18 protein-coding genes are annotated in these 18,237 nt (G+C 43.3%); 4 read left to right on the forward strand and 14 right to left on the reverse strand.

Going from position 1 to position 18,237, the window contains the following annotated elements; all coding sequences use genetic code 11:
• Positions 1 to 26: 26 nt before the first annotated feature.
• From proC to xerD, 3 genes are read left to right on the forward strand one after another with little or no spacing between them, the layout of a single operon-like run.
• Positions 27 to 845: a pyrroline-5-carboxylate reductase gene (gene proC / locus HBL79_RS06405; RefSeq protein WP_035687544.1), complete on the forward strand. Its 819-nt coding sequence runs from the start codon at positions 27 to 29 to the stop codon at positions 843 to 845.
• Positions 842 to 2,014, forward strand: coding sequence for a 3-phenylpropionate MFS transporter (locus HBL79_RS06410; RefSeq protein WP_035687548.1), 1,173 nt, complete (start codon positions 842 to 844; stop codon positions 2,012 to 2,014). The genes proC and HBL79_RS06410 overlap by 4 nt, the downstream gene beginning before the upstream one ends.
• 9 nt (positions 2,015 to 2,023) lie before the next feature.
• On the forward strand, positions 2,024 to 2,917 hold the full coding sequence (gene xerD / locus HBL79_RS06415; protein WP_035687551.1) for a site-specific tyrosine recombinase XerD: 894 nt from the start codon (positions 2,024 to 2,026) through the stop codon (positions 2,915 to 2,917).
• A gap of 237 nt (positions 2,918 to 3,154) precedes the next feature.
• On the opposite strand, the gene pheA is transcribed toward xerD, so the two are convergent.
• The 6 genes from pheA to hchA all read right to left on the reverse strand — a co-directional run bounded on the left by pheA (position 3,155) and on the right by hchA (position 8,028).
• Positions 3,155 to 4,318 carry a prephenate dehydratase gene (gene pheA / locus HBL79_RS06420; RefSeq protein WP_035687554.1) on the reverse strand — a complete coding sequence of 388 codons (1,164 nt, stop codon included), beginning with the start codon at positions 4,316 to 4,318 and terminating at the stop codon, positions 3,155 to 3,157.
• Between the two features lie 231 nt (positions 4,319 to 4,549).
• Positions 4,550 to 5,557, reverse strand: a complete 1,008-nt coding sequence (locus tag HBL79_RS06425) for an NAD(P)H-quinone oxidoreductase (protein WP_035687557.1) — start codon at positions 5,555 to 5,557, stop codon at positions 4,550 to 4,552.
• A gap of 10 nt (positions 5,558 to 5,567) precedes the next feature.
• A complete protein-coding gene (locus HBL79_RS06430; protein WP_081637537.1) occupies positions 5,568 to 5,777 on the reverse strand; it encodes a Rossmann-fold NAD(P)-binding domain-containing protein in 210 nt (69 codons plus the stop codon).
• A 128-nt stretch (positions 5,778 to 5,905) separates the two neighbouring features.
• Positions 5,906 to 6,196, reverse strand: coding sequence for a Rossmann-fold NAD(P)-binding domain-containing protein (locus tag HBL79_RS06435; protein WP_081637538.1), 291 nt, complete (start codon positions 6,194 to 6,196; stop codon positions 5,906 to 5,908).
• A gap of 60 nt (positions 6,197 to 6,256) precedes the next feature.
• A complete protein-coding gene (locus HBL79_RS06440) occupies positions 6,257 to 7,006 on the reverse strand; it encodes an SDR family oxidoreductase (RefSeq protein WP_035687560.1) in 750 nt (249 codons plus the stop codon).
• Between the two features lie 155 nt (positions 7,007 to 7,161).
• Positions 7,162 to 8,028, reverse strand: a complete 867-nt coding sequence (gene hchA, locus HBL79_RS06445; RefSeq protein ID WP_035687563.1) for a glyoxalase III HchA — start codon at positions 8,026 to 8,028, stop codon at positions 7,162 to 7,164.
• 141 nt (positions 8,029 to 8,169) lie between these two features.
• On the opposite strand from hchA, the gene HBL79_RS06450 reads away from it, so the two are divergent.
• Positions 8,170 to 9,090 carry a LysR family transcriptional regulator gene (locus HBL79_RS06450; protein ID WP_035687566.1) on the forward strand — a complete coding sequence of 307 codons (921 nt, stop codon included), beginning with the start codon at positions 8,170 to 8,172 and terminating at the stop codon, positions 9,088 to 9,090.
• 60 nt (positions 9,091 to 9,150) lie between these two features.
• On the opposite strand, the gene lpxC is transcribed toward HBL79_RS06450, so the two are convergent.
• The 8 genes from lpxC to ftsW all read right to left on the reverse strand — a co-directional run bounded on the left by lpxC (position 9,151) and on the right by ftsW (position 18,236).
• The gene (lpxC, locus tag HBL79_RS06455; RefSeq protein WP_046097471.1) at positions 9,151 to 10,068 is read right to left on the reverse strand and encodes a UDP-3-O-acyl-N-acetylglucosamine deacetylase; all 918 of its coding nucleotides are present in this window, start codon (positions 10,066 to 10,068) and stop codon (positions 9,151 to 9,153) included.
• 42 nt (positions 10,069 to 10,110) lie between these two features.
• On the reverse strand, positions 10,111 to 11,418 hold the full coding sequence (gene ftsZ, locus HBL79_RS06460; protein WP_035687568.1) for a cell division protein FtsZ: 1,308 nt from the start codon (positions 11,416 to 11,418) through the stop codon (positions 10,111 to 10,113).
• Positions 11,419 to 11,499: 81 nt separating this feature from the next.
• Positions 11,500 to 12,777, reverse strand: coding sequence for a cell division protein FtsA (gene ftsA, locus HBL79_RS06465; RefSeq protein ID WP_035687570.1), 1,278 nt, complete (start codon positions 12,775 to 12,777; stop codon positions 11,500 to 11,502).
• Positions 12,778 to 12,819: 42 nt separating this feature from the next.
• Positions 12,820 to 13,587: a cell division protein FtsQ/DivIB gene (locus HBL79_RS06470; protein ID WP_035687572.1), complete on the reverse strand. Its 768-nt coding sequence runs from the start codon at positions 13,585 to 13,587 to the stop codon at positions 12,820 to 12,822.
• Positions 13,587 to 14,513, reverse strand: coding sequence for a D-alanine--D-alanine ligase (locus HBL79_RS06475; RefSeq protein WP_035687574.1), 927 nt, complete (start codon positions 14,511 to 14,513; stop codon positions 13,587 to 13,589). The genes HBL79_RS06470 and HBL79_RS06475 overlap by 1 nt, the downstream gene beginning before the upstream one ends.
• 13 nt (positions 14,514 to 14,526) lie before the next feature.
• On the reverse strand, positions 14,527 to 15,957 hold the full coding sequence (murC, locus tag HBL79_RS06480) for a UDP-N-acetylmuramate--L-alanine ligase (RefSeq protein WP_035687576.1): 1,431 nt from the start codon (positions 15,955 to 15,957) through the stop codon (positions 14,527 to 14,529).
• Positions 15,958 to 15,979: 22 nt separating this feature from the next.
• On the reverse strand, positions 15,980 to 17,065 hold the full coding sequence (gene murG / locus HBL79_RS06485; protein ID WP_046097455.1) for an undecaprenyldiphospho-muramoylpentapeptide beta-N-acetylglucosaminyltransferase: 1,086 nt from the start codon (positions 17,063 to 17,065) through the stop codon (positions 15,980 to 15,982).
• Positions 17,058 to 18,236: a putative lipid II flippase FtsW gene (ftsW, locus tag HBL79_RS06490; protein WP_035687578.1), complete on the reverse strand. Its 1,179-nt coding sequence runs from the start codon at positions 18,234 to 18,236 to the stop codon at positions 17,058 to 17,060. The genes murG and ftsW overlap by 8 nt, the downstream gene beginning before the upstream one ends.
• Position 18,237: the final 1 nt, after the last annotated feature.

Consider the following 18,237-nt stretch of genomic DNA (forward strand, 5'->3'; position numbering starts at 1 on the left):
TATTGTAACTGATTTAAGGGGAAAATATGCAACAGAAATTCATTACCTTTATCGGCGGTGGCAATATGGCACAAGCCATTGTGTTCGGTTTGTTAAAGCAAGGCTACCCCGCTGAAAAAATCACCGTGTCCGATCCTAACGAAGAAAAACGTGCCTTATTTGCTCAACATAAAGTCAATACCACAGAGAACAATGTGCAAGCCTTACAAGGGGCAGAAGCTGTGGTGCTGGCGGTGAAACCACAATCCCTCTCGCAAGTTTGTCAAGGATTAAGTGCGGTGGATTTTTCCGATAAATTAGTGATTTCCATTGCGGCGGCAATTTCGGTGGAAAAACTGACCTCACTTTTACCCTCCGCACGCCACATCATTCGCGTAATGCCCAACACGCCAGCCTTGGTTTCTGAGGGAATGGCAGGATTATTCGCTCCGCAAAACACGCCTGCGGATCTCAAAAACTTTGCCGAAGATTTAATGAATGCCGTGGGCAAATCTTGCTGGGTGAAAGACGAAGCGGAAATGCACCTCATTACAGCGGGATCGGGCAGCAGCCCTGCTTATTTTTTCTTCTTTATGGAAGTGATGGAAAACAGCTTGAAAGCATTGGGTTTAGATAGCCAAACCGCGAGAATGCTGGTGCAACAATCCGCATTGGGTGCAGCGAAAATGGCGATAGAACAGCCCGATGTTCCCCTTTCAACCTTACGCGAAAACGTTACCTCAAAGGGCGGCACAACCGCAGCGGCGTTAGCGGTGTTTCAGCAACAACATTTCGCTCAAACGGTCAATCAAGCCATCGCCTCCTGCGTGGAACGCTCTCAAGAAATGGAAACCTTATTTGAATGAAACTCGCTCCCTTTAATTGGCTCGCACTGAGTTTTTTCGGTTATTACTGTGCCTACGGCGTGTTTATGCCGTTTTTCCCCGCGTGGCTGAAATCGCAGGCATACAATGAGGAAATTATCGGCTTTATCCTTGCCAGTTCCTACGTTTTTCGTTTTTTAGGCGGCGTTGGTTTTTCCGCGATGATCAAAAAAGCGGGACATTTAATCAAAGCCCTACGCGGTCTTGCTTGGGCAAGTTGTGGGGCGATGTTGTATATCAGCTTGGTGGCAGAAAATTTCCCTTTGCTGTGTGTGGGCATTGCCATTTTTGCGATGCTGAATGCGGCGGGAATGCCCATTGGTGATACCCTCGCTAACACTTGGCAACAGCAAATTCATTTGGATTACGGCAAAGCTCGGCTGATTGGTTCAGGGGCGTTTGTGGTCGGTGTTAGCCTATTTGGTAGCCTGATCGGAGTTATTGGCGAAAATTACATTGTCGCCATTCTCACCGCCTTGCTGGGCTTCTATGCCCTCATTCAAATGATAACGCCTAGCGTAATGCCACAAGATAGCCCGCAAAGTGCGGTGGAAAATCACATCAGTTTTTCACAATTATTGAAAAATAAAACCACGCTTCGCTTAATCCTCGCCATTTCCCTGATTCACGGCTCGCACGCCGCTTATTACGCGTATAGCGTGCTGTATTGGCAAAGCCTCGGCATTTCGGTGCCAACCACCAGTTTGCTATGGGGTTTGAGCGTGGTGGCAGAAATTTTACTGTTTTTCTTTTCCACCAAATTATTCCGATTTTGGAAAGTCAGCACGCTGTTTTACTGCGGTGCTTCCGCCGCCGTGTTGCGTTGGGCTGTGCTAGGGAGTACCGATAGCCTTACCATCATCGCCCTAACTCAGCTATTGCATAGCCTTACCTTTGCCTTAGGGCATTATGCGATGGTGCGATACATCACCACCCAACCGCAAAATCACATCGCCAAGTTGCAAGGGCTGTATAATGGCATTTCAAGCTCGGCGGTGATCGCCCTCATCACCGCATTTGCGGGAGTGCTATACCCCATTTCACCGCAGCTCACCTTTACTTCAATGATGATTTTTGCCTTGCTCGCGTTCCCGATCATTCCTCGCAAAGTGGACGCGTTTTGGGTTCGTCGAGTGGAAAGCGTGAAATAAGGAACGAAGATGAAAGACAATGCATTAATCGATCTTTTTTTGAATGAACAATGGCTGGAAAAAGGGCTTTCCGAAAACACCATTCAATCTTACCGCTTGGATTTAACTGCTTTGGCGAATTGGCTTGAAAGCCAAAATCTACGTTTTGAAACCCTTGATGCCATTGATTTACAAGTTTTTTTAGGCGAACGCTTAGAGGCGGGTTATAAAGCCACTAGCACCGCACGCTTGCTGAGTGCATTACGCAAATTTTTTCAATATTTATATCGGGAAAAATACCGCACTGACGATCCCAGTGCGGTGCTAAGCTCGCCCAAGTTACCAAGCCGATTGCCTAAATATTTGATAGAACAACAAGTTACCGATTTGCTCAACACCCCCAACGTGGACGAGCCGTTAGAATTACGCGACAAAGCAATGCTCGAACTGTTATATGCCACAGGACTGCGGGTTACGGAGCTGGTTTCGCTGAGCGTTGATAATATCAGCTTGCAACAAGGTGTCGTGCGGGTTATCGGCAAGGGCAACAAAGAGCGGATCGTGCCAATGGGGGAAGAAGCCGCCCATTGGATCAAGCAATTTGTGCTGTATGGTCGCACGGCGTTATTATCAGGACAGCCCTCCGATGTGCTGTTTCCTAGTCGGCGTGGCACACAAATGACGCGACAAACCTTTTGGCATCGCATAAAACATTATGCCATTTTAGCGGAAATTGATTGTGATGCCCTTTCCCCCCACGTCCTCCGCCACGCTTTCGCCACCCATTTGGTCAATCACGGTGCGGATCTCCGCGTAGTGCAAATGCTACTCGGACACAGCGATCTTTCCACCACGCAAATTTATACTCACGTTGCAAAAGAACGCTTGAAGCATCTACACGAACGCTTTCACCCAAGAGGGTAAAAACGCTCAAAAAAATTACCGCACTTTCAAAGTGCGGTCTGTTTTACTCTTTTCTCATTCAATCCTAATCAACTTATAAAGTTTGCAGACATCATAAGCACTTGGAATACTGACTTTCCTCTGAATTAGGTAAACATATTATTTTCACATAGTATAATATTGCTAGATTACCCTATATTCTCCAGCCCCTTGCTTAAACTAATCAAAAATTGAATGATTTCCTTTTGATTTGCACTTTTATACAACATCTACTGGTTTTACAATTTCACTTGGGTAACAGCCCAAAATTTTCAGATAGTTGCTGTATTCTCTTAACTCATCAAGGGCTTGTTGAACTTCTGGATTGTTAATATTCGCATCAATTTCAAGATAGAACATTTCGTCCCACGGCTGACCATAAATCGGGCGGGATTCTAGTTTTGTCATATTAATATTATGCTTTTTGAACACCAATAACGCGTCCACCAGTGAGCCTGCTTGGCGTTTATTCGTCGTCATCAATAGCAGGGTTTTAGTGTGAATTTGCGGTGATACCACCACAGGTTCTTTGGCAATCACAATAAAACGGGTGATGTTATTCTCTTGATTGGCGATATTGCTTTTCAGCACGCGTAAGCCATAAAGATGACCGCCATCTTCATTCCCCAATGCCGCAATATTTGGCTTGTTCAGGCTTGCCACTAACTGCATTGCGTGCGAGCTGCTTTCGCAATATTCGATATGTACACGATCAAGGCTGCGAATAAACTGGCTGCATTGCTGGATCACTTGCGGATGGCTGTATAGGGTGTCAATTTGGCTTAACTCGCTGTGTTCTGTTGCGAGTACGCAATGTTTGATCGGGTATGCCAATTCCCCAATGAGCGATAAATCCGTATGTTGCAACAAATCATAGACTTCATTAATTGAACCTGAAGTCGTGTTTTCCAACGGCAAAATGCCGTAATCCGCCTCGCCATTTTGCACTTTTTCAAATACTTGCTCGAAAGAACTGCAACTCAGTTCAATGAACGGTTTTTGATAACGGGTTGCATAACTGCGTGCCGCAAGATGAGAATAAGATCCGCGTTTACCCAAGAAAGCAATGTGGCTATTTTGCTCACGCTGTTCATTGAGTTTCTTTTGCAAATAGGCTTGTTGAGTCAGCACAGAATCTTCAATAATTTTCTGGAAAATTTGTGTGATATATTGTGGCTCAAGCTGATAATTTTCATTTTCAGAAAATTGGATCAATTCTTGTAATAATTGTTGTTCACGCTCCACATCACGCAAGGCTTTCTGCGTGATTTCCTTGCTACGCACCACGTCATAAGCCAAACGATGACGCTCCGAAAGCAGTTTTAATAAACTGCGGTCAATTTGGGTGATTTGTTGTCTAATTTCTGCTAAATCCAGTGCCATTTTGTTATCTCGGTTATAGGGGATTGGGGTAGGATAAACAAGATTTTATTTGAGATCAAATGAATGTGTATTTCTTTCAGTGATTTGAATTGAGAATGTAGTTAAGGTGAATTTTAAAGTGCGGTGAGAATTTTTTGAATTTTTAAAATCCATTGAAAAATCACCGCACTTTATTGTTTGGCTAATTACTCATTTATCGCAAAGAAAACCAATTCACCTAAATAAATCCCCCTATTCCCCCTTATCAAACGCCAACATCACCTTGCCAATATGCGTGCCTTTATCCATTTCTTGGTGTGCTTGCTGAACATCTTTAAAATCAAAGACTTGATGAATTATTGGCTTGGCGATTTGTTCGTTTTCTAATTTGCCCCAAACATTTTGTTTTAGCGATTGTGCGATTTCCGCTTTTTCAGCTTTAGTGCGACTACGCATTGTTGATCCAGTGATATGGGCGCGTTTTAAGGCGATTTGTAATAAATCTACGTTTTGTGCCACTGCACCGCCCATAAAGCCGATTAAAAACAATCTGCCATTTTGCTTTAAGCAAGCTAAATTTCGTTGGAAATAGCTCGCGCCGACCACATCTAAAATCGCGTCAATTCCGCCCGCACTTTGAATAACTTCGGCGAAATCTTGCGTTTTATAATTAATCGCAACCGCACCATATTGTTCAACAACGGCACATTTTTCTGCATTGCCTACGGTGGCGTAGGTTTTAATGCCTAGGCTTTGTGCGATGGCGATCGCCGTTAGCCCAATGCCACTTGTTCCGCCGTGAACTAACAGACTCTCCCCTGCTTTAACCTGTTGTTGCATAAACAAATTTACCCAAACGGTGAAAATCGTTTCGGGCAGCGCGGCGGCTTCTAGCAACGAATAATTTTTAGGAACGGGTAAGGCTTGGCTGGCTGGCACAAGGCAATATTCGGCATAAGCACCACCGTCCGTTAAAGCGCAAACTTTATCGCCTAGCTGAAATTCGCTCACGCCTTCCCCCACCGCAACCACTGTGCCTGAAAGCTCCAAGCCCATAATGGGCGTAACGCCTTTTGGCATTGGATACAACCCTTGGCGCTGCATAATATCAGGGCGATTTACCCCAGCATAAGCCACTTTAACCAGCAGTTCACCTGCTTGCGGTGTGGGTACGGTGGCTTGTTCTATAAATAACACATCGGGCGCGCCCGCTTCTCGCATATTAATTTGTTGCATTGTGTGTGGTGTTGTTTGTGGCATTTTATTTTCCTTACATTTTACTTGGATAATAGATTTTTACTTTTTCTTGATGATCTTGCGCTTGTTCAATTAATTTTTCTGCAATTTGCTGCCCTGTCATTGGGCGATAATCCGCAAGGACGCGGGCTGGTAAAAACTTAAACAGCCACGCAGCGATCTTTTCTCCTAAGCGAAAATCAGCACGTTCGCCTAGAATTAAGGAAGGCCGCGCAATTTGCAAGCAATTTAGTTGTAATGCTGTGAGCGCCTGTTCCGCTTTTCCTTTGGCTTGGTAATAAAATAAGTTTGACTGAACATTTGCGCCGATCGCTGATACAAAAACAAAGCAAGGTACATTCGCTTGTTTGGCTAAGGTTGCAAGGCGATGGGATATTGCACGTCCACTTTAAGAAACTGTGCTTTGCTACCCGCTTTTTTCAAGGTAGTGCCAAGGGTGCAAAAGACTTCGTCCACAGTAGGCATTGTTATGTTTTCAAGCTGATCAAAATCAATTTGTTGAACAAGAATTTTGGGGTGAGAAAAGGTTACCGCTCGGCGTACCCAAAGGATAATCTGTTGATAGTGCGGATCTTCGCATAATAATTCCACTAAGGCCTTGCCCACCACACCAGTTGCGCCCACAATTAACGCTGTTTTCATTATTTTCTCCAATGAAAATGCCGTTCAAAAACGGCATTCTGTGATAAAAATGAGCATGAATTAAAACTCTTGCACCGTTGGACGAACGGTGATTTCGTTCACAGCAACGTTGTCTGGCTGTTCCACCGCATAAGCAATGGCACGCGCAATAGAACTGGCTGGAATTTCGTGGGCGGCATAGAATTTTTGCACGCGTTCGCGAGATTCTGGATCGCTGCTGCTGAATTTTAGTTCGCTTTCAATCGCCCCTGGGTAAAGGGTGGTTACGCGGATATTATGCCCTGCCATTTCGGCACGCAACCCTTCGCTAATGGCTTTCACGGCAAATTTTGTGGCACTATATACCGTGCCGCCGCCTGATGACACTTTCAAGCCAGCCACAGAAGAAAGGTTGATGATATGCCCTGAATTTTGTGCAAGCATTGTTGGCAACACCGCTGCAATACCGTATAGCACGCCTTTGATATTCACATCAATCATTCGATCCCATTCGTCTACTTTTAACGCACTCATCACCGCACCCGGCATAATGTCTGCGTTGTTGATTAACACATCAATCCGATCAAATTGTTGTAACGCGGCTTGTGCCAATTTTTCTACGTCTTCACGTTTTGATACGTCCATTTGCACCACAACGGCTTCGCCACCTTGCTGTTGAATTTGATCAGCAAGGGATTGCAAACGTTCTAAACGTCTTGCACCTAGTACCACTTTAGCCCCTAATGAGGCTAAATGGCGTGCGGTTTCTTCACCTAATCCACTTGACGCCCCTGTGATTAAGACCACTTTGCCTTGAATATTATTGCTCATTATTGTTCCTTATTTCATTGATTTTATTAGATAAAAAAGAGCGGTGAAAATTTTCTCAATTTTACACCGCTCTTGGGGGTCTTTGTACATTTGAGTTATCGTTTAAAATTAGCTACCAGCTCAAATATACAATGAATGATCAACAGACCCCAAAATTATTTCACTGCTTTCAATAATTCATCAGCAGCTAAAATCCCTAAATTATTTGATGCTAATGGGCTGTCGCCAGTAAGCAATTTGCGATCTTTGTGAACTTGACCTGTGATGCCTTCGTTCATAATTTTCACGCCTAATTTAGCAAGATTTTCACCCACTAACCATTGTAATTTACCTGGCATATAGCCGATTGCTTGGTTTGCGCCTTCATCTAATGAATCTGGGAATACGCAAAGCTCATAGCCTTTGAATGGGAAATCTTCCGCTTTTTCACCTACGCCAGCCGCTAATAAAGACGCTGGGCCGTGACATAAAGTGATCACGTGTTTATCTTTATTTAATGCCCAATCTAACACTTTTTTCACGTCTTTGCTGTGTGGCACGCCTGCTAATACACCGTGACCGCCCGGGATAAATACGGCGATATAAGGTGAATCTTCCGCTAGGACTTCAGGTAAAATATCTTCTAATTTTTTCGGATTCACTAATTTTGGCAAGTATTGGTTATATAAATCCATTACTGCTTTGTCTTCTTCTGGCATTGCCCAAATTTCTAATTTAACTGGGTTACCTGATAAGGTTGCTACATCAATTTCAAAGCCTGCGTAGTGCATATGCAACATAGGTAATAACATTTCAACGGGGTGGTTACCCGTTGAGAACAATTTACCGTTTTGCATTTCGATATAACGCTCATCTGTACCGATCATTAATACTTTGTGTTTACCACCAGTATAAGGTTTATCGAATTTGAAACCGTCAAAATCTGTTTTTTTGCTGGTATATTGTGTTAAAGAATATTCTGATGGGAAAAACGCATTGTGTTCAGCGCGATCCGCCACGGGGTTTTTACTTAAATCTGTCATTTTACTCTCCAAAAGTTTTTATCTTATAAAGTTCACTATGAAAAATCGTTTTAGCGTTTTTTCTGGCGTGCATTCTATCCCTAGATAATTACATTGAAAAGGGATAAAATCGGAATAGACTATTCGCAAAAAAGGAATAATATGAATAAACTTGATGCACTTCGTTATTTTAGTGTTGCCAGTGAAACCTTAAATTTTCGCGAAACTGCACAACGCCTTGCGGTGTCGCCGCAGGTGGTCACCCGAATGATTGCCGAGCTAGAAAATCTGCTGGGCGAACGCTTATTTCAACGCAATACACGTAGCATTAAACTCACGGAATTTGGCGAGCAATTTCTGCCCCAAGCGCAACAATTATTGGTCGATAGCGAACGGCTTTTTTCTTCACAAAAAATTAATGATAAAGCGATGCAAGGCATTGTGCGAATTACCGTACCGCCTATGCCTTATAACGATCAGCTTTTATATGAATTATTGACCGCACTTGAACCCTATCCCGATTTGGTCATTGATTGGCGTGTGTCTTTAGATAAGCTGAAAGCCATTGATGATCAAATTGATATTGGGCTGCGCGTATGCCTTGAACCTGAGCAAGATTGGATTGTGCACCATATCTTCACTTTGCAAGAAAAAATTGTTGCTGCACCAAAATTATTGCAACGTTTAGGCACGCCTGAGAGCCTACAAGATCTGGCGTTAAACTATCCGCTCAGCGGCTTGATTAACCCGAAACTGAAACGCATTTGGCACTGGCAAATTAATACTCAACAGCATTTTATTCCAACTCACCCGAAATTTTTGGCTTCCGATATGTATAGCGAATTGCAATCTGCCTTGGCGGGGCGAACTTGCTCACAGTTGATCGACATTTTATGTCAGCCTTATATCGATCAAGGCAAATTGGTAGAACTGTTTCCAAAGGTGGAAAAACAAAAATGGCAGCTTTATTTATATCGCCCTTATCAAAGCGTGGTGAGTGAACGGGTATTATTTGTTTTTGAAAAATTAAAAACGATTTTGCAAGATATTGTGAAACGGATAGAAATGGAAAAAAGTGAATAAAATAAAGTGCGGTGAAAAATAAAGCCATATTTTTTAATATGGCTTTATTCGTTTTACGATTTAGATAAATACTTGATTTGGCGCGAGATAGCCTTGTGGTACTTGCTGTTTATCTTCAAAGGTAACAAATTCCCACGCTTCTTGATCTTCAAGCAAGGCTCTTAACAATTTGTTATTTAAGCCGTGTCCTGATTTATAGGCTTTGAAATCACCGATGATGTTATAACCACACATATATAAATCACCAATAGCATCAAGCATTTTGTGGCGCACTAGTTCATCTTTAAAGCGAAGACCATCTTCATTTAAGATGCGATAATCGTCAAGCACAATGGCGTTATCTAGGCTACCACCTAACGCTAAACCTTGTGATTGTAAATATTCAATGTCTTTCATAAAACCAAAGGTTCTTGCACGACTAATTTGTTGCACGAACGCTTGTGCGGAGAAATCCATTACATAATTACGCACATCTTTACCAATCGCAGGGTGATTGAAATCAATGGTGAAATCTAAACGGAAACCATTGTAAGGTTCAAATTCTGCCCATTTATCACCGTCTTCCACACGAATTGGCTTTTTCACGCGAATAAATTTTTTCGCCGCATTTTGTTCTTCAATGCCTGCATCTAATAAAAGATAAATGAATGAGCTTGCACTGCCGTCCATAATTGGAATTTCTGGCGCGTCCACTTCAATAATCACATTATCAATGCCTAAGCCTGCTAAGGCAGCATTCAAATGCTCTACCGTTGAAATACGAATGCCTTCTTCATTTATCAAACAAGTACAAAGCATTGTATCACGCACGGCATTTGCGTTGGCAGGGAATGTTACTGGTGGGTTTAAATCCGTACGGCAATAAATCACCCCAGTATTTGCCATTGCTGGACGTAAAGTTAGGGTTACTTTATTTCCACTATGTAGCCCCACACCTGTTACTTTAATACTCTGTTTTAAGGTTCTTTGTTTAATCATAATGTTTTCTAAATCCATTGTATAACAATAAGATTTATTCCTTTATTTATCTTCTGGTTTACGCATAAAACTGTTCGCATTCACTAAACTGTCCTCTCTTTTAAGAGAATTTAAGCGATCAGTAATTGGCGTATCTAAAATTTTTCGATTAGTTAAATCCGCTGGGCGATTTGGCATCGAATTTTGCTGTTGATTATAAGGTTGGTAACCTGTTTGTTGCGGCTGCATAAATGGCTCAGCATTTCCTTTTTGCATTGGTTGCCCGAGCGGAACATTGTGTGGTGCAAGCTGAATATCAGGTGTATCTATATCACCAATTCCTGTCGCAACGATCGTTACTTTAATTTGATTCGTCATATCTGGAACAAGTGAAGTTCCTACTACAACAGTGGCATCATCAGAAGCAAACGCCCTAATTGTTTCCCCTACTACATGAAATTCATCTAAACCTAAATCAAATCCAGCGGTAATATTCACAAGAACACCTCTTGCACCAGATAAATCAACATCTTCTAATAATGGACTCGCTACAGCTTCTTGAGCTGCTTTTTCTGCACGCCCATCGCCTGATTCACCTTCCGCAATTCCTGCTCCCATCATAGCACGTCCCATTTCAGACATTACCGTACGAACGTCAGCAAAGTCCACGTTCATTAAGCCTGGCGAGGTAATCATATCAGAGATACCTGTTACTGCATTACGGAGAATATCATTTGCGGCAGCGAAAGCATCAAATAAAGTCGTATTTTTACCTAAAACTTTTAGTAATTTTTCATTTGGAATAATGATCAGTGAATCAACGTGCTTAGAAAGTTCTTTGATCCCCATTTCGGCAAACTGCATACGTTTTCTGCCTTCAAATGAGAACGGTTTGGTTACCACGGCAACGGTGAGAATACCAAGATCTTTCGCAATTTGGGCGACAATAGGTGCGGCCCCTGTTCCTGTACCACCGCCCATTCCCGCAGCGATAAAGACCATATCCGCCCCTTCAAGCATTGCTCGAATTGCGTCTTGATCATCTTCTGCTGCTTTACGTCCTACATTAGGGTTTGCACCAGCACCCAATCCTTTCGTAGTGGTTGCACCAATTTGCACAGTTTGTTGAACATTACTTTTACGTAATGCTTGAGCGTCAGTATTAACTGCATAGAAAATGATTCTGTCGTGTTCCTCATTATCCATAGGGAACGTAAATTCATCAGCTTCTACTAAAGTTCCATCGACCTCATTTTTAACCATATTGGCGACCATATGGTTTACAGCATTACCGCCACCGCCGCCAACACCCACTACTTTGATCAAGGCGCCATTCATATCACCAAGATCATAATCCACTGGTTCAAACATATGTATTCTCCGTTAATGCCAACACCTGTGGCACAAATTAAAACTTAAATTGCTCTTATTGTAGATGAAAAATAAAAATTCTCAAAATTCAGACCGCACTTTATTCACAAATTTTTTAAATCCAGACCAAACTGAACCTAAAAAATGTTCGCCTGAACCAAATTGATCATTTATTGGGCTTTCATCAATATCATTATGGTTGTATTGCAACAACCCTACTACGGTTGAATATTGCGGTTTATTCACATAATCGGTTAAACCGGTAATATTCATTGGGCTACCAATCCGCACTTGCATTCCAAAAACGTTAGATGCACATTGTCTTAAATCTTCAATTTGAGCCCCGCCACCAGTAATCACAATGCCTGCGATCAGCTCAAATTTCATTTGCTTACTTTCTAATTCGTAACGTAATTGGTCTAATTCTTGGCGAACAAGCCCCAATAACTCTTCGTAACGTGCTGAAGTAGCAACAGATAATTGTTCTTTGCTTAAAATTCTCGGGGCTCTTCCCGCAATGCCGTTTACCTCAATTCGCTTCTCTGGGTGTTGCGATGGTGGGGTGCAAGCGCTACTGTAATTCACCTTGATGCGTTCGGCCTCAGTCCTTGAGGTTTCACAGGCGTAAGCAATGTCATCAGTAACCCGATTTCCGGCGTAAGGAATCACTTTACTAAAACGCAATGCTCCATTGGTGTACACCACAATATCCATTGTGCCAGCCCCGAAGTCAATGAGGCAAACACCAAGATCTTTTTCATCATCCGTCAGTACGGAATAACCTGAAGCTAAGCCCGAATAAACAATTTTATCCACTTTTAATTTACAACGTTCCACCGCTTTTTTCAGGTTATTTAGCCAATCTTGATGGCACGCAATTAAATGAGCTTGAGCTTTTAAGCGAACCCCTTGTAGCCCTAGCGGATCTTTAATATTCACTTGTTTATCAACGGCATATTCTTGTGGAATGATGTGCAATAAGGAAAGCCCCTCACCAATTTGCACCGTGCTTGCGGTATGCATTGCGGAATCAATTTCATCTTGCGTTACTTCACCGTCTGCAATGGGAACAAAGCCGCTTTCATTTAAGCTTTGAATATGATCGCCCGTAATTGCTAAGGTAACGCTCATTATTTGGCAATCCGCAACAGATTCCGCCCCTTCGATTGCACGCTGAATAGAATTAACCACCGCACCTAAATCCGTAATGCTACCTTTATCAATGCCTTTAGAGGGGCAACTTCCCACGCCTAACACATTCACAACGCCATCAGGTAACACCTCACCGACAACCGCGACGACTTTAGATGTGCCGATTTCTAATCCAACAATTGTTTTTGATTCCACAATCTTTGCCATTTTATCACTTCTTAATTATTTCAACTCGCTCATCTTAGCGGGCTAATCATTATCCGCTAGCCCAACCGCTGCCCCTACGTTATAACGCAGATCCACATAAACCAATTTTTTATTTTCTGGAACTTCAATTTGTGGATAAATAGTCACAAAACGATCTAGTTTTGATTGCCACTCACCCCGTCCCAATTTCAAAATGACCCCATTATCTAGCTCAAGTTGCCAAGCGTCACGTTCATCTAAGGCTACTGATTTTAAAATTAAGTCTTTCGATTTCAGCTCACCATAAATTTTCTTCCACGCTTCTAGCACAACTAAACTTTGATAGTCAGGACCGATTAAGTGCGGTAGATTTTTATCTTTTAATTTATCCATTGGGAGCTTAAATATGGTGCCATCGCTGGATAACAATTCATTATCATTCCAAATAGCAACAGGTGAATAATCACTCACCCAAATATTTAAACGATCAGGCCAAATTTTTCTCACTACCGCTTGCTTAATCCAAGGCATTTTTTGAATTTGCTCTCGAACTAGCGTAACATCTTGCCCAAAAAAGCCTTTCAGCTCCCCCATTTTGATCAGCATATCACGCACATCTTCATCGGTGGTAAACGTTGGCGTGCCAACTAAATTAAATGCACTAATCGGGCGAGCGTCTAATTTTTCCAACCAGCCTTGCCAGTTGTTATAAACATAAAACAAAAGTCCGATGAATAATAGCACAATTAACGGCTTGACTTGCATAAAAAAACGGGATTTTTGCTTTACATTTTTGATTCCCAGCGTTGCTTTATGCCGCAATACATTCATTAAATACTTAACTCCAAAATTTTCACCACCAGTTGCTCAAAAGAATAGCCAACCACCGCAGCGGATTTAGGAAATAAGCTATGGCTAGTCATTCCCGGGTTGGTATTCACTTCCACTAAGCGGAATTGCCCTTGCCCGTCCATCATCACATCAATGCGACTCCAGCCTCGACAACCCACCGCGTCATAAGCCCGTTTAACCAGTTGTCGCAATTCTTGCTCGCGTTCTTCACTTAATCCAGCAGGGCAAAAATATTGCGTATTGTCAGAAACATATTTGGCTTCATAATCATAAAACTCACCCTCTGGCACAATTTTGATTGAGGGCAAAACTTCGTCATCAAGCACAGGTACGGTATATTCGCCGCCCGAGAGCCATTCCTCAATTAAAATGGTGTCATCAAATTCTAAGGCAAAATCCACCGCACTTTTTAATTCATCGAGGTGATTCACTTTAGTTAAGCCCACGCTTGAGCCTTCCAAAGAAGGCTTCACCATTAACGGCAAACCTAATTTTTCGACAACTGCTTGCGGATTTAGTTCGGATCGCGTTGATTTTGTTACGATTTCCATTTCTGCCACAGGCAAACCAAAGGCTTTCCACAGCATTTTAGTACGCATTTTATCCATTGTGAGTGCCGAAGCCATCACCCCGCACCCTGTGTATGGAATGCCAATTTGTTCTAATAGCCCCTGCATTGTGCCGTCTTCCCCGCCGCGGCCGTGCAAAATATTGAATACGCGGTCAAAACCCTGCGTTTTTAATTCTGCCACAGGAAAGGTTTTGGGATCGATTGGGTGAGCGTTAAATCCCTGAGCTTGTAATGCCGCTAACACCGCTTGCCCTGAATTGAGGGAAACCTCACGCTCCGCCGATGTGCCCCCCAGTAATACCGCAATTTTTTCTTGTTTTAATGTTTTTGTCATTGAGTTATTCCCATTAATTTTCTGTCCAACGTTCTGCTAATTGACGGGATAACTTGCTCACATTTCCCGCCCCTTGTGCCAAAATCAAATCGCCGTCTTGAATCACTTGATCCAAAATTTGTGCCAAATTCTCTTGCTCTGCGAGAAAAATCGGATCAACCTTGCCTAAATTGCGAATGGAGCGACACAGCGATCGGCTATCTGCCCCCGCAATCGGGGCCTCGCCTGCAGCATAAACATCAAGCATAATCAGCACATCAACTTGCGATAGCACTTGCACAAAATCATCAAATAAATCTCGCGTACGGGAATAACGATGTGGTTGGAAAATCATCACAATTCGCTTGTTTTCCCAGCCTTTTTTCGCGGCTTCAATGGTAACGCCCACTTCCGTTGGGTGATGTCCATAATCGTCCACTAACATCACTTTTCCATTTGGACGAATAAATTGTCCCAACTGGTCAAAACGTCGCCCTGCCCCTTGGAAATCGGCAAGGGCGGCTAAAATTGCCTCATTGCTAATGCCCTCTTCTTTTGCCACTGCAAAAGCGGCGGTAGCATTTAACGCATTATGTTTCCCCGGTACATTAAGCAACACATTGACGCGTTCATCTTGTGGCGTAACCACCGTGTAATGCCCTTGAAAGCCCGTTTGTTGGTAATTTTCAATGCGATAATCCGCATTTTCATTGAAGCCGTAAGTGATCACTTGGCGACCCACTTTCGGGATCAATTCCGTCAAAACAGGATCATCAGCACACAGCACCGCTAGCCCATAGAACGGCAGATTGTGCAAGAAATTCACATAGGTTTGCTTCATTTCTTCAAAATCACCGTGGTAGGTTTCCATATGGTCAGGCTCAATATTGGTCACTACTGAAACCATTGGTTGTAAATGTAAAAAAGAGGCATCGCTTTCGTCCGCTTCCGCGATTAAATAACGGCTCGCTCCCAAATGAGCATTTGTGCCTGCCGATTTCACCAATCCGCCATTCACGAACGTTGGATCAAGCCCAGCTTGTGCATAAATCATTGAAATCATTGCTGTGGTAGTCGTTTTGCCGTGCGTCCCCGCAATGGCAATACCGTGTCGAAAACGCATAATTTCAGCCAACATCTGAGCCCGTTGGATCACGGGAATGCGATTTTTATGGGCTTCCACCACTTCTACATTGTCATCTTTAATAGCACTGGACACCACCACTACGCTCGCTCCTTCAATATTGGCAGCTTGGTGAGAAAAATAAATTTTCGCCCCTAAAGAAGTTAAGCGATTTGTGACCGCATTTTCTGCGATATCTGAACCTGTAATTTGATAGCCCTCGTTAAGCAAAACCTCCGCAATTCCGCCCATTCCAGCTCCACCAATCCCTACAAAATGGATCTGTTTTACCCGACGCATTTCAGGCACGGTTTGTCTGACGCGTTTTTGAAATTCTTTCATTTGCTTGCCTCTTATTATTCTTTTATTTCGCCACGTTAATAATCACTTCTGCCACTTGCTGAACGGATTTTGGTGTTGCCATTGCTTTGGCTTTTTCTGCCATTGCCAATAATTGTGGGCGATCTAATTGGGTTAAACGCTCAATTAACGCCTCTGCGGTGAGATCTTTTTGCTCAATAATCTGTGCCGCACCCACATCGGCTAAATATTTCGCATTTAAATATTGCTGTCTGTCCTTATGTTGGAAAGGAACAAAAATCGCAGGTGTTCCCACAGCAGCGAGTTCACACACCGTTAAAGCACCTGAACGGCAAATAACAATATCCGCCCAGCCATAGGCCTCTGCCATATCATCAATAAATTCCGTAACCTCAACGTCCGCCCCTTGTGGATAAAGTGCGGTGATTTCTTGCACCATATTTTTACCCACTTGATGACGCACGCGTAATTTCTCACCCAATGCGGTAACCACTTTTGGCAAGGTTAAATTGAGTACTCTCGCCCCTTGACTTCCCCCCACCACTAGCACATTGAGCTTGCCTGAACGTGCCGCAAAACGCTGTTCGGGGCTTGGCATCTCAAATAATGCTTGACGTACAGGATTTCCCACCACCTCGGCATTTTTAAAGGCGTTCGGAAAGGCTTGTAAAACGCGGGTGGCAATTTTCGCCAACCACGAATTGGTTAGCCCCGCGACGGCATTTTGCTCGTGCAACACAATAGGCACACCGCAAAGTTTTGCTGCCACACCACCAGGACCTGACACATACCCCCCCATACCAAGCACTACGTTAGGCTGATAATCCTTGATAATTTTTCTCGCCTGCCAAATGGCTCGCAAAATGTTAAACGGAGCAGCAAGCAAAGCTTTTAAGCCCTTTCCGCGTAACCCCGAAATTTGAATAAATTCAATGGGAATGCCGTGTTTTGGCACGAGTTGAGCTTCCATTCGATCACGCGTGCCAAGCCAGCAAATTTCCCAGCCTTGAGCCTGTAAATATTGTGCGACCGCAATGGCAGGGAAAACGTGTCCTCCCGTGCCGCCAGCCATCACTAATAAACGTTTTTTTTGTTGTTGTGCCACAATATATCCTTTTCTTTTAATCATCACGCAAGCGTGCGTGTCCGCTTCGCATCATTCGGTTTTCGTGATCGATGCGGAGCAAAATTCCCACACTCACCGACATTATGATCAAACTCGATCCCCCGTAGCTCACGAGTGGAAAGGTCAGCCCTTTTGTCGGTAATAAACCTAATGCCATTCCTAAATTCACGAAGCCTTGAAAGAAAATCCAAAAGCTGATCCCAAATGCAAAAAAGCCTTTAAAACGTTGCTCCATTTGCAAGGCTTCCCGCCCAATTTTCATCGCACGGAAAATTAATAACGCTAAGAGAGAAATAATAAAGACAATGCCGATTAAGCCAAATTCTTCCCCCACGACAGCCATTACAAAGTCGGTATGAGCTTCGGGTAAATATTCTAATTTTTGGATCGAATTGCCTAGCCCCTCGCCGGTAAACTCGCCACGCCCAAATGCCATTAAGGAATTGGAAAGCTGAAAGCCTGTGCCATAAGGGTCTTTGAACGGATCCATAAAGCCCGTTAAACGTTTCAAGCGGTAAGCGGAAGAAATGGCAAGCCAGAGAAGCAATAATACCCCAGAAGCCCACAAGGCAAAAAACTGCCAGCCATTCGCCCCCACAATCCACAGCATTCCCGCGGTAATCACAAACAGCACTACGGTACTTCCTAAATCGGGTTGCAACAATAATAACGCCCCAAATACGCCCATTACGATCATCGGCTTCAAGCCACTCAACTTACGGCTTCGCACTTCATCATAACGGCGAGTAAAATAGCTAGCAAGAAAGCAAGTGAGTGCCAACTTGGCGAACTCGGCAGGCTGGAAGTTAAAAAAGACCATTGGAATCCAACGTCTTGCCCCGTTAATTCGCGTTCCAATCCCTGGGATTAATACCAACAGTAACAAAATGACCGCGAGCCAAAACACATAGCCGTAATATTTTTCCCAAAAGGACGTGGGAATATTCAACACCGTGTAGCAAGCGAAAATGGAAAGCACCACATAAATAGCATCACGTTTTGCAAAATAGAAAGAATCGTTGAATAATCGCGTTCCTACAGGGATTGAGGCGGAAGTTACCGCAATCAAACCAATCAGCAATAAGCTCACAAATAGCCATAATAACGCTCGGTCATACAGCAAATTGGTGGGCGTAATTCGTGAATATTCTTTCAAATTGTCTATCAATCGCATT

Source organism: Avibacterium paragallinarum, assembly GCF_011765605.1.
Lineage (GTDB): Bacteria > Pseudomonadota > Gammaproteobacteria > Enterobacterales > Pasteurellaceae > Avibacterium > Avibacterium paragallinarum.

Excerpts from the sequence above, each read along its gene's own strand:
- proC (WP_035687544.1), top strand. The coding sequence starts at position 27 with ATGCAACAGAAATTCATTACCTTTATCGGCGGTGGCAATATGGCACAA.
- HBL79_RS06410 (WP_035687548.1), top strand. The coding sequence starts at position 842 with ATGAAACTCGCTCCCTTTAATTGGCTCGCACTGAGTTTTTTCGGTTAT.
- xerD (WP_035687551.1), top strand. The coding sequence starts at position 2,024 with ATGAAAGACAATGCATTAATCGATCTTTTTTTGAATGAACAATGGCTG.
- pheA (WP_035687554.1), bottom strand. The coding sequence starts at position 4,318 with ATGGCACTGGATTTAGCAGAAATTAGACAACAAATCACCCAAATTGAC.
- HBL79_RS06425 (WP_035687557.1), bottom strand. The coding sequence starts at position 5,557 with ATGCCACAAACAACACCACACACAATGCAACAAATTAATATGCGAGAA.
- HBL79_RS06435 (WP_081637538.1), bottom strand. The coding sequence starts at position 6,196 with ATGAAAACAGCGTTAATTGTGGGCGCAACTGGTGTGGTGGGCAAGGCC.
- HBL79_RS06440 (WP_035687560.1), bottom strand. The coding sequence starts at position 7,006 with ATGAGCAATAATATTCAAGGCAAAGTGGTCTTAATCACAGGGGCGTCA.
- hchA (WP_035687563.1), bottom strand. The coding sequence starts at position 8,028 with ATGACAGATTTAAGTAAAAACCCCGTGGCGGATCGCGCTGAACACAAT.
- HBL79_RS06450 (WP_035687566.1), top strand. The coding sequence starts at position 8,170 with ATGAATAAACTTGATGCACTTCGTTATTTTAGTGTTGCCAGTGAAACC.
- lpxC (WP_046097471.1), bottom strand. The coding sequence starts at position 10,068 with ATGATTAAACAAAGAACCTTAAAACAGAGTATTAAAGTAACAGGTGTG.
- ftsZ (WP_035687568.1), bottom strand. The coding sequence starts at position 11,418 with ATGTTTGAACCAGTGGATTATGATCTTGGTGATATGAATGGCGCCTTG.
- ftsA (WP_035687570.1), bottom strand. The coding sequence starts at position 12,777 with ATGGCAAAGATTGTGGAATCAAAAACAATTGTTGGATTAGAAATCGGC.
- HBL79_RS06470 (WP_035687572.1), bottom strand. The coding sequence starts at position 13,587 with ATGAATGTATTGCGGCATAAAGCAACGCTGGGAATCAAAAATGTAAAG.
- HBL79_RS06475 (WP_035687574.1), bottom strand. The coding sequence starts at position 14,513 with ATGACAAAAACATTAAAACAAGAAAAAATTGCGGTATTACTGGGGGGC.
- murC (WP_035687576.1), bottom strand. The coding sequence starts at position 15,957 with ATGAAAGAATTTCAAAAACGCGTCAGACAAACCGTGCCTGAAATGCGT.
- murG (WP_046097455.1), bottom strand. The coding sequence starts at position 17,065 with ATGATTAAAAGAAAAGGATATATTGTGGCACAACAACAAAAAAAACGT.
- ftsW (WP_035687578.1), bottom strand. The coding sequence starts at position 18,236 with ATGCGATTGATAGACAATTTGAAAGAATATTCACGAATTACGCCCACC.